This window comes from Oceanospirillum sanctuarii, from assembly GCF_002150805.1.
In the GTDB taxonomy this organism is placed as follows: Bacteria; Pseudomonadota; Gammaproteobacteria; order Pseudomonadales; family Halomonadaceae; genus Oceanospirillum; species Oceanospirillum sanctuarii.
The window spans coordinates 20,551-30,833 of record NZ_MTBA01000019.1 but is presented as its reverse complement, the minus strand read 5'-3'; the positions used below and the strand labels follow the sequence as shown (position 1 = coordinate 30,833).

The window sequence follows — 10,283 nt, the reverse complement described above, 5'->3', positions numbered from 1 at the left end:
AATCATTATAATGAGATTATCGCAAATTTTAGGAATTAATCACAAGAAACCCGACGCTTAGTAAAAAAATCCCTAAACTTTACCTTTGAAACATACAAGATATATGTAAAATAAAAAAACCAACATATAAAACTTACTATAGAAAACAGAATTACAGAAAAATAAACATCACCATACAAATAACCAACATATATTGCAATAAAACGAAGAACAAAAAGAACAACCTGAAATAGAAGCGTTATTTTTTGCCGATTATAAATAAGCAAAACACCAGAGATACATGTTGCAATAGAAACCAAAAACAACCAAGGTGAGAGAATAATCGCAAAATCACCAGCCTGCCCCCAGCCCAAACCGAAAACAAATTCAAATAACTCACGACCATAAAACATAACTATTAATAAAAAAGGAAAACCAAGCAAGAAAACATTTCTTACAATACTTACAATCCTCCCCCTTAAAAAGCCGGATTTAATACATTCATTTGCACTACCTATAAAAACTTTAGAAATTGCATCACCAAGTATACCAATTGGTGAAGTCAAGACCTGTGTTGTTAATGCAAACTGACCAACAACAGATGAAGAAAAATAAAAGCCTAAAAGCAAGACAGGCAAATAACCACCAGCCACATTTAACAAACTAGAAATACTTTCAAATTTTGGATATCTAATATTGCCAACTGCAGCAGCTTTGAGATTAGAAAACTCGATTCGCTTTATCATCGAGATAATACTCAATCTACCAGCTAAGATAGCAAGCGATACAAGGTACGCCAGTGTCTGCCCAGCAATTAGTGCAAAAAATCCATAAGAGTAGAATGCCAATTGCATAACGACGACGACGACTGATTGGGCAACTTTAGAGATAGCTATTATACTATATCTATTATTTGCAATATGGTAATTCAAGAGAACCTGATATAAACCCAGTGACAAAACTGATAAAATGAGAAACATGAAAAATGAGGGCGAAACATCTCTCAAGCCCAATTCATAAACTACAGCATCACCGAAGCTAAGGGTTAAGAAGAAATAAATCAATGTTGTAGATAACACCAGCAAAATACTTAGATTGGTTATATCTTTTTGGACTACTTTACTCTTCCCCAAAGGTATTGCTAACTGATACCGTAATGATGAATTTACAATCATAATCCCAACGATTGATAGGAATGTAGCTAGATACCCATATTCACTTGGTGTGTATAAGCGCGTAAGAAACGGCGCTGATGACATCATTATTAACTGCGATACTATAGTACCTCCGGCAAGCGTAGTCACTTTACTTAAAAAGTCACCCGTAATAGTACTGCTATTTTTATTACTTCTCAAATCAGCACCTTGGCAACCCTAGCTTGTTCAGCCCACAATAAGTAAGGATGCATAGGCAAACTCATTACTTCCTCTGCAACTTGATTGCCTATGGGCAAATACGCTTCCAAGTCAGCAACACCAGGTTGTTTATTTAGCGGAATTGGGTAATGCACGGCTGTAGGTATACCCTCTTTTTGTAGTTTTTGTTGTACAGCATCACGATTTTTCACACGCACAGTGTATTGAGCCCAAGCACTGGTATTATGTTCTTCTACAAAAGGAGTTGTACCAACCCCAGCTTCGCCCAACAATTTAGTATAATTGCTAGCCACTTGGTTGCGCAGTTGAATTTCTTCTTCAAATATTTCCAACTTTGGCAGCAGAATAGCCGCTTGCAAGGTATCTAACCGACTGTTAACGCCTACACGAATATGGTGATAACGTCTGTCTTGTCCGTGCCGGGCAATTTGACGCAGTACAACGGCAAGTTGATCATCGTTTGTGAAGATAGCACCACCATCACCATAGCAGCCTAATGGCTTACTCGGGAAGAAGCTGGTGCAGGCAACGGTAGTTAAGTTACATGATTTTTTGCCTTTGTAGCTGGCTCCAAAGCTTTGTGCAGCATCTTCGATGACCGGAATACCGTGTTTTTCGGCAATAGCGTTAATTATATCGAAGTCAGCGCATTGGCCGTATAGGCTTACGGGGATAATGGCTTTTGTTTTTGGAGTAATGGCATCTTCTAGCTTGGTTGGATCTAAATTGTAGGTTTTAGAGCAAACGTCTACGTACACGGGCTTTGCACCTAACAGGGCTACGGTTTCTGCAGTGGCTATGTAAGTAAAGCCAGGGGTAATTACTTCATCGCCGGGGCCAATACCAAAAGCCATTTGGGCAATTTGTAAGGCATCAGTGCCATTGGCGACTGCAATGCAGTGTTTAGCGCCAGTGAAAGCGGTAAGCTTTTCTTCCAGTTCGGTTACTTCAGGGCCAAGGATATATTGGCCGTGCGCAAGTACCTTTTGGATATTGGCGTCGATTTTATCTTTGATTCGGGCTTGTTGGGCGGCTAAGTCTATAAATTGCATAATTTGTCGCGGGCATGACCCGCTCCCACCAATAATAATTAAGAATAATATCGCTATAGAAATGTGCTTACGCTTCAGTTTTGCTTAGTTGGGTGCCGTCGAGCGTGAATTTTGCACCGGTATGGCGGCAGGTTACTTCGTCATTGCCCTGTAATGGTAAATCCAGCTGTTCGCCGTATTCACTCATCCAGCCGATCTGCTTAGCCGGCACCCCTACCATAAGAGCATAGGCAGGTACATCTTTGTTGATGACTGCTCCGGCACCAACAAAGGCAAACTCGCCCACAGTTACACCGCAGACGATGGTGCAGTTGGCACCTAGTGTGGCACCTTTTTTAATCAGGGTATCTTTATATTCGTCCTTGCGTTCAATCAATGAGCGCGGGTTGTAGACATTGGTAAAGACCATACTCGGGCCGCAGAATACGCCTTCTTCCAAATGCACGTTGTCATAAACGGAGACGTTATTCTGAATTTTGCAGTGATCACCAATCGTCACCTTGTTGCCGACAAAAACATTTTGTCCCAAGGAGACATCCTTACCGATCTTTGCACCACCACAAACATGCACAAAGTGCCATACGCGGCTGCCTTCGCCAATTTGTGCGCCATCATCAACAATGGCGCTTTCATGCTGTGAATAATTAACCTGTGAACTCATTTGTACTTTCCTTATACCCTGTAAGGCATCAGAACTTTTGTTTATCTTGAAACCCTGAACCTCCCAGAATCTGAAACATCAGCCCAATACTTTTGCCAGCAGAGGATGCGGCTTTTCCGGGTTTTCTGTAATAGCGGTGTTACGCATATCAGAAACCGTCTGAATGGCCGCACGGTTTTCTTCCACGCCGTAGCCATTGCCACCAAGAATATTCTGGTAGCTTTGGGTGTGCAGATCGGTAAAGCCACCTGAGAACTCCAGCTCTTCACCTTCAATATCAATACTACGGTAGGTTAGCTTCTCACCCTGGACTGCATTGTCCGGCAGATGTTCTGCATCAATGGAAAGGAACCAACGAACACGGGCACGCTCATATTCGAGATAACCGGATGACGTTTTTTGATCCCGGTAGTGCACTTCATTCTTTTTGATATCCCCAAAAATAAAATGAAGCATGTCATAAAAATGCACACCGATATTGGTAGCAACACCACCGGACTTCTCATCAAAACCTTTCCAGCTTTTCAAGTACCATTTACCTCGAGAGGTCAGGTAGGTCAGATCCACATCAAATACTTTATCTGCAGGTGCAGACTGCACTTTTTCGCGCAGGGCAATGATAGAAGGGTGCAGGCGAAGTTGCAGGATCGAGTTTACTTTTGCACCGTATTCAGCCTCATAGCGCTTCAGCGTCTCAAGATCTTCTGTATTCAATACCAGAGGTTTTTCACAGATCACATCGATACCGTTCTGCAAGGCAAACTTCATGTGAGGAAGGTGCAGATAATTTGGAGAACAAACGGCGATATAGTCCAGTTTCTGACCTTTTTGTTTCAGGTCTTCAACAAAACCGGAGAACTCTTCAAACTCAGTAAAGAACTCTGCCTCCGGGAAGTGGCTGTCCATGATACCCACGGAGTCATTGATATCCATGGCAACGACCAGGTTGTGACCTGTTTCTTTGATTGCTTTCAGGTGACGAGGAGCTATGTAACCGGCAGCACCGATAAGACCGAAGTTTTTCATTGAGATATTTCCTTAAAGACGCAGGTCAGATTCGTGTTTTGCAAGCACATGCTTTACATCGTAAAGCACGTGTTTTTCCTTGCCGTATGAGCGGATTTTCTCTACGCCCCACTCTTTGAAATCCGAGTGGTCAACCGCTAATACGATAGCGTCGTAAACGCCTTCATGAATCTCCGGTTCCAGCTTCAATCCATATTCATGCTGCACTTCTTCTGCTTCTGCCCAGGGATCAAAAACGTCAACGTTCATGTTAAAGCTTTCCAGCTCTTTCACCATATCGATGATCTTGGTGTTACGAACATCCGGGCAATCACCTTTGAACGTGAAACCCAGAACCAGAACCCGCGCTTCGTCAATATGGATTTTCTTGCGACTGACGGCTTTAACTAACTGTGTCGCGGTATATTGTCCCATGCCATCATTGATCCGACGGCCAGCCAGTATCACTTCAGGCTGATAACCCACCTCTTTGGCTTTGTAGGTCAGATAATAGGGATCCACACTGATGCAATGACCGCCAACAAGGCCCGGCTTGAATGGCAAGAAGTTCCACTTAGTGCCCGCTGCATCAAGTACTTCCTGAGTATCAATCCCGAGAATATTAAAGATTTTGGCAAACTCATTGATGATGGCGATATTAAGATCACGCTGGGTGTTTTCGATCACCTTAGCGGCTTCAGCTACTTTTATAGAACTTGCTGAATGCGTACCAGCAGTAATGATTGAGCGATATAGTTCATCAACAAACTGAGCGATTTCAGGCGTGGAACCAGAAGTAATTTTTTTAATTTTGGTCAGGGTATTAACTTTATCACCGGGGTTAATACGCTCTGGACTGTAACCCGCAAAAAAGTCGGTATTAAACTGAAGACCTGAGCCTTTTTCGATAATTGGGATACAGACCTCTTCCGTTGCACCGGGGTATACCGTGGATTCGTAAATGACGATATCTCCCTTTTTGATCACCGTTGCCAACATCGCTGATGACTTGCGAAGCGGTGTAAGGTCTGGAGCATTATTCTCATCAATAGGCGTTGGTACTGTTACAATGTACACATTGCTGTTTTCTATCGTTTTAATATCCGATGAAAACTCGAGCCCTGATGCGTTGTTGAGCTCTTCATCTGAAACTTCCAGCGTCAAGTCGTGTCCATCACACAGTTCTGCGATACGCTTTTCATTGATATCAAAACCAACAACCTTTCGGGTTTTACCAAATTCGACAGCCAGTGGCAGGCCAACATAACCCAGACCAATAACAGCAATTCTAGCTTCGCTCTGTTCACTCATCATCCAAGAATCCTAAACGTGGTAAGTTTTATATACGATTAGCCTCTAAGGCTTTAAACACGCTACCGCCCGAGGGTGCAAAGATCACTTCAGGCCATACCCTTGAGCCATTTCTTTTTAGCGCGGGTGCAATAGGTGCACCCTGAAAAAATCTGGTGTTAGAAAAGCCTGTTAGCTTTTAAACGAAGCCGAGTATTATGATCGACTCTGAGTGAAAAACAACCTATAAAAAAGTCTCTTATAAGCAATTTTGTGACCTACCGCATCCTTCTGATTTCACTGGACAATAGACCCTATACCTTACAATAAAACCGAATAAAACAATTTTATACTGGCATTATCCAGGGAGTCTCTGAAAAAGTCTCAATTTGAAGGATAATAACCGCTTCAGCAGTGCGGGGTTAAATCATGGATCAAATGTCATTTTCAGAAGCAGAGTTTCGGCATAAAAAGCGTAAAACACGCCGTGAGAAATTTCTCGAACGTATGGATGCTTTGATTCCATGGTCAAAACTGGAGGCGTGCATCGCTCCGTTTTATCCCTAAGGCGAGGGTGGCAGACCTCCTTATCCTATGCCCGCTTTGCCGGATTACGGCTTTCTGGCCCACTACCGGATGAGACAACGATTCTGAACTTCCGTCGTTTACTGGAAAACAATGACCTCTGCGAAGCCATTTTCCAGGCCATTAATGAGCACTTAGCTGAACAAGGATTCTTTCTGAAGGAAGGCACGATTGTTGATGCCTCTATCATCGAAGCTCCTTCTTGGACTAAGAACAAGGCAGGGAAACGAGACCCTGAGATGCATCAGACCAAGAAGGGCAATCAGTGGTATTTTGGCATGAAAATGCACATTGGTGTCGATGATGTATCCGGCGCCATCCATAGCCTGGAAACGACACCCGCGAATGTCCACGATATTACCAAGACCGATCAGCTACTTCACAATAATGAGAGCCGAGTATGGGGTGATGCGGGATATACAGGAGTGGAGAAACGTGAAGAGCATAAAGGCCGGGATGTCGACTGGTTTATAGCCCTGAGGGCAGGCAAACGGGCGAAGCTGGATAAGGATAGCCGAGAGGAAAAGCAGGAGCAGAAGAAAGCCCAAGTCAGAGCGTTTGTGGAGCATCCTTTCAGGTATATCAAACAAGTGTTTCACTATGGGAAAGTGAAATACAGAGGCTTGAAGAAAAATAAAGACCGACTTTACCTGCTGTCGGGGTTCAGTAATTTACTGATCACAGAAAGATACCTAGAAAATGAGAGTGATGGCCAAAGCAGATCGCTTTGGGCCAAAAAAATGATAAAAACTAAAGAAAATGCGGCTTCAAAAAATGCGCTCTGACTTTAACTCGGGCCTGAAGGCGGTTTTTTCAGAGGTTCCCTAAGAAGTGAATAATGAGTCAAAATAAGCCTTGGATGTAAACGTCACTGTAGCCCAAGTTGTCACAGGGGAAGGGCAAAAGGGTTGCAAATAGGCAGGAATACATATCTAAATATGGCTAGGTCTTGCCAAGGAGATTTGAATGTGAGTTATCGTAAGCGTGCATTAAAGAAACTGCTGGGGCTTTCAAAGCAGGCGAGCTCTAACATTGCTGCGTCATTGTTGCTACTTGTTATTGACAAAGGCGCGGCATATTTGTGCAGTGGTCGACGTTTCGATCTCAGGATTAAATTAGGCTTGGTTAAAACAAATGTGTCGACTGAAAATAGAGTGTATCTGATTAGCTCAGATTGTTGTCAGGAGCTCATGCAGAATGTGATTCAATTGGAGCTTTATGAAACAGCTCTGGCTGTTGAATTTCACATCACGATTCAGGTGAACATGCTAGAGCATCCAGAGACCTGCCGAATGACACTTTTTCTGCCGGATCAAGGGGTTATTGAAAACTATGGTATCAGCAGGAAGTATGACGACTTCTCTGGAATGCACATTAAGGCAGCAGTGCTTTTCAATGGCCTCGATGGGTTAAAAATTAACAAAAAAACGTTTACAGAGAGTGTTCGGATCTCATTTTCAGATAACCGGCTAATGCTTCAAAAAATCGGTGATCTCTTTTGCATCTATGAGACGTTTCTCGTTAGCCTCAAGAGTCAAATTAGTTGGATTCGGGAGCTGGACAAGCAGTACGTTAAATGGCTGGCAGATCTGCTTAAAGGCATACATTCCTCCGTATCTATAAGGCTGCTAGAAAAGCAAGTCTATTTTTCTTTTGGCGATATAGAGCTTCGCATGCCTGCAGCCAACACCAGTGCAATATGCTTTACGCATAGTTCAGATGATATATTAGCAGAGCTCAAGGAAGAGGCATTACCTATTAGACTGAGCGACTTGAGAAATGGGCTTGTTAGGCAAAGACCTGGCAAGAATGTTCAAGTACAACTTAGTGTACCTGTTAATATAAAAGGCATAACTATCGAGGCGTTCACAGTGAGCTATGACCAACTGAACCGCGCTTTGCAGATATATGGTGAGCCGGAGTGTTGGTTACACTATCCGGAACTAAACAGTCTTCAGATAGTATTTCATCGCCAGCTACTTGAAAATACTCGCCAGCTGGATTATTTAACCGCAGAATTAAGCTTTTCAGAGAACTTCGAAACGGTGTTGGAACGTTAACAGGGGAGGAAATTTGGCTATGCGGGAAGCTTTTTATTTTAGGCTCCACTTGTCATAATGTCGAGAAATCGAAATAGGCGTTAGATCAACGAACTTAACAACGAATGGTAAACAGTCGATTATGAATCAACCTACTCATGCAAAGGATGCTGACTTCTCGCAGACTTCTGCACCTTACGCGTACCAAAACGATGAAATTGATCTTGGTGAACTGATCAAGAAAATATGGGCAACTCGAGGTCTCGTATTTTTATCCGTTTTTGTTGCTGCAGCACTTTATATCGCCTTCACTGCGTTTAGTTATGCCTCTAAGGCAGGGTTCGTTCGTTATAGTCAGGTTTTTGATCTGACATTTGATGGTGTTCAGAAAGGGCAGTTTCCTAATGGTAGTCCTTTTACAATGACTGAAATGACTAGCCCTGCTGTTCTGAATGCTGTCTTTCGTCAACATAATCTGGGTGAGAATGGTCTGAAACTGGATGAATTCCGTCGCGCGGTGTCTATTGAGCCTTTCTCCCCGGAAACACCCTTCATCAAACAGCGTTTCGAGAGCCAGATAACGAAGAACATGTCTGCAGCTGAACTAGCAGAGCTGCAGACTGGATTAAAGAATGAGCTGTCTCAGGCTCAGAAAGGAGCTGTGCGAATTTCTCTGACGTTTGAGAAAAATGCTTTACCAAGTGCGTTAGCGCAGCAGGTGTTATTGGATATTGTTGAGACTTGGGCTGTATCGACTATTCAGAATGATGGCGTGCTGCAGCTTGATATTCCAATGTATACTGCCAAGATCTTTGATGAAGAACGTTTCGAGGGGTTGGATTACCTTATCGGTATCGAGTTGCTCCTGGATAATATTGAACTGGTTGAAGGTAATATTGAGAAGTTGAAAGAGCAGCCCAATGCTGCAAATGTTGTTGATACAGAAACAGGTTTTAACCTCGAAGATTTGAATAAAACAATTAGTGATATCAAGCAGTATGATCTGCGTCAATTGATGGATCCGATCAAAGAGTTGGGGCTTACCCGTAATAAAGAGGTTGTGGAGCTGTATTACAATCGTCAGCTGAGTGAGCTGTCACTTGAGAAGCAGTTCTGGGTTCAACGCTCGGAGCTGACTGCTCGAGTGCTTCAGGGTTTTAATTCGTCAGGTCAGGATATTACACAGGGTCAGTCATCTAGCCAGAGTGCGATGCCTCAATTGGGTGATGCTTTTCTTGATCGACTGGTCGAACTCTCTCAGCAAAGTGGTGAGCAGGAGTTCCGCCAAAAGCTAACGCAGCAAGTACTGGAATACCAAAATAAAGCGTTAACTATCGAACAGCGTATTGAAGAGATTAAGTTAGTGCTTTCCGCTCTGCAGAGTAATGTGGGTGATGCCGCGAAGCTTCGCTCAGTGTATCTCGAGCAAGTTAAGCAATCCTTACCCAAGGTACTGGCTGAACTGAGAAACTACACAAAAGTGATCGGTCGTATGCATCAACAACTTGGTAAGCAAGCTTCAGGCAGCACTGGTCAATTGGCTCTACCACAGGGAGGCTCATTTGAAGTGGCTGAAGCAAGCCCAATCACGAAAAAGAATATTCTTATTCTGATTGCACTCTGTATTGGTGTTGGTTTTATGGCAATGCTTGTAGGGCTAATGCGACAGATGGGGCGTAAAGCCTAACAGCAATATTGAAGCTGCTGCGTTGCCGTGGCGGCTCTAGAACAAAATGAACGGAACAGCGTTAACACTGTTCCGTTTTTTATATCTGCTTTTTCATCTTGGCTAGGGCCGTTGAGTCAGCAGAAAGTCACTCCCAAAAGGATTGATATGTTTTTGAGATGGCTTCTGCGTTAGATTTTTGTGGACAAAACTTATAGCCATGCTAGAAGAGTCATGTTCGGTTTGAAAATACCGGACACCTCAAGAAGAGATAAAATCTTCATAACGAGAGGTGCTGACCATGGCTGTAAAACGAAGCTACAAGCAACACCCTCAAGAGTTTAATGAAGAGGCTGTCGCCCTTGTCATTGAGCTGGGGCTGTTCCGGAAGCCGTTAAACCTCGCATGTTGCCACCATATTACTCTACCGCAGTAACGACAAGCAGGAACCTTAAATCCAGCGAAGATTATCTCTGCATCGGCGCATCAAAGTACTTTTCGAGAAGCCGCGGAACAGCCTTGGAAGTCGTAATCTGGCTAAGAAACTTCGTCAGGAAAGCATCTCCGTAACCCGACATCGAGTGCGAAAAGTTATGCAGCAACTGGACTGGTAGTCACTTGGCGCATTGC

General features: G+C 43.4%; 8 protein-coding genes and 1 pseudogene. 4 read left to right on the top strand and 5 right to left on the bottom strand.

The features are described from left to right. Nucleotides 1-35 precede the first annotated feature (35 nt). From BV405_RS17440 to tviB, 5 genes are all read right to left on the bottom strand, one after another. A complete protein-coding gene (locus tag BV405_RS17440; protein WP_086482173.1) occupies nucleotides 36-1,334 on the bottom strand; it encodes an oligosaccharide flippase family protein in 1,299 nt (432 codons plus the stop codon). Beyond that, complete coding sequence (locus BV405_RS17435; RefSeq protein ID WP_086482172.1) at nucleotides 1,331-2,407, bottom strand: DegT/DnrJ/EryC1/StrS family aminotransferase; 1,077 nt, start codon at nucleotides 2,405-2,407, stop codon at nucleotides 1,331-1,333. The genes BV405_RS17440 and BV405_RS17435 overlap by 4 nt, the downstream gene beginning before the upstream one ends. A gap of 67 nt (nucleotides 2,408-2,474) precedes the next feature. After that, nucleotides 2,475-3,068 carry an acyltransferase gene (locus BV405_RS17430; RefSeq protein ID WP_086482171.1) on the bottom strand — a complete coding sequence of 198 codons (594 nt, stop codon included), beginning with the start codon at nucleotides 3,066-3,068 and terminating at the stop codon, nucleotides 2,475-2,477. Nucleotides 3,069-3,146: 78 nt separating this feature from the next. Next, complete coding sequence (locus BV405_RS17425; RefSeq protein WP_086482170.1) at nucleotides 3,147-4,094, bottom strand: Gfo/Idh/MocA family oxidoreductase; 948 nt, start codon at nucleotides 4,092-4,094, stop codon at nucleotides 3,147-3,149. A gap of 12 nt (nucleotides 4,095-4,106) precedes the next feature. Further along, nucleotides 4,107-5,384 carry a Vi polysaccharide biosynthesis UDP-N-acetylglucosamine C-6 dehydrogenase TviB gene (gene tviB, locus BV405_RS17420; RefSeq protein WP_086482174.1) on the bottom strand — a complete coding sequence of 426 codons (1,278 nt, stop codon included), beginning with the start codon at nucleotides 5,382-5,384 and terminating at the stop codon, nucleotides 4,107-4,109. A gap of 408 nt (nucleotides 5,385-5,792) precedes the next feature. Here tviB and BV405_RS17415 point away from each other — a divergent pair. From BV405_RS17415 to BV405_RS18140, 4 genes and pseudogenes are all read left to right on the top strand, one after another. Then, nucleotides 5,793-6,733: pseudogene (locus BV405_RS17415) on the top strand (IS5 family transposase). A gap of 183 nt (nucleotides 6,734-6,916) precedes the next feature. Beyond that, nucleotides 6,917-8,008 carry a hypothetical protein gene (locus BV405_RS17410; protein WP_140054653.1) on the top strand — a complete coding sequence of 364 codons (1,092 nt, stop codon included), beginning with the start codon at nucleotides 6,917-6,919 and terminating at the stop codon, nucleotides 8,006-8,008. A gap of 121 nt (nucleotides 8,009-8,129) precedes the next feature. Beyond that, nucleotides 8,130-9,674 carry a GumC domain-containing protein gene (locus BV405_RS17405; RefSeq protein ID WP_086482168.1) on the top strand — a complete coding sequence of 515 codons (1,545 nt, stop codon included), beginning with the start codon at nucleotides 8,130-8,132 and terminating at the stop codon, nucleotides 9,672-9,674. Between the two features lie 434 nt (nucleotides 9,675-10,108). Then, on the top strand, nucleotides 10,109-10,267 hold the full coding sequence (locus BV405_RS18140; protein WP_140054654.1) for an IS3 family transposase: 159 nt from the start codon (nucleotides 10,109-10,111) through the stop codon (nucleotides 10,265-10,267). Nucleotides 10,268-10,283 lie beyond the last annotated feature (16 nt).

Coding starts and splice junctions, on each gene's coding strand:
- BV405_RS17425 (WP_086482170.1), bottom strand. CDS start 4,094: ATGAAAAACTTCGGTCTTATCGGTGCTGCCGGTTACATAGCTCCTCGT.
- tviB (WP_086482174.1), bottom strand. CDS start 5,384: ATGAGTGAACAGAGCGAAGCTAGAATTGCTGTTATTGGTCTGGGTTAT.
- BV405_RS17435 (WP_086482172.1), bottom strand. CDS start 2,407: ATGCAATTTATAGACTTAGCCGCCCAACAAGCCCGAATCAAAGATAAA.
- BV405_RS17430 (WP_086482171.1), bottom strand. CDS start 3,068: ATGAGTTCACAGGTTAATTATTCACAGCATGAAAGCGCCATTGTTGAT.
- BV405_RS17405 (WP_086482168.1), top strand. CDS start 8,130: ATGAATCAACCTACTCATGCAAAGGATGCTGACTTCTCGCAGACTTCT.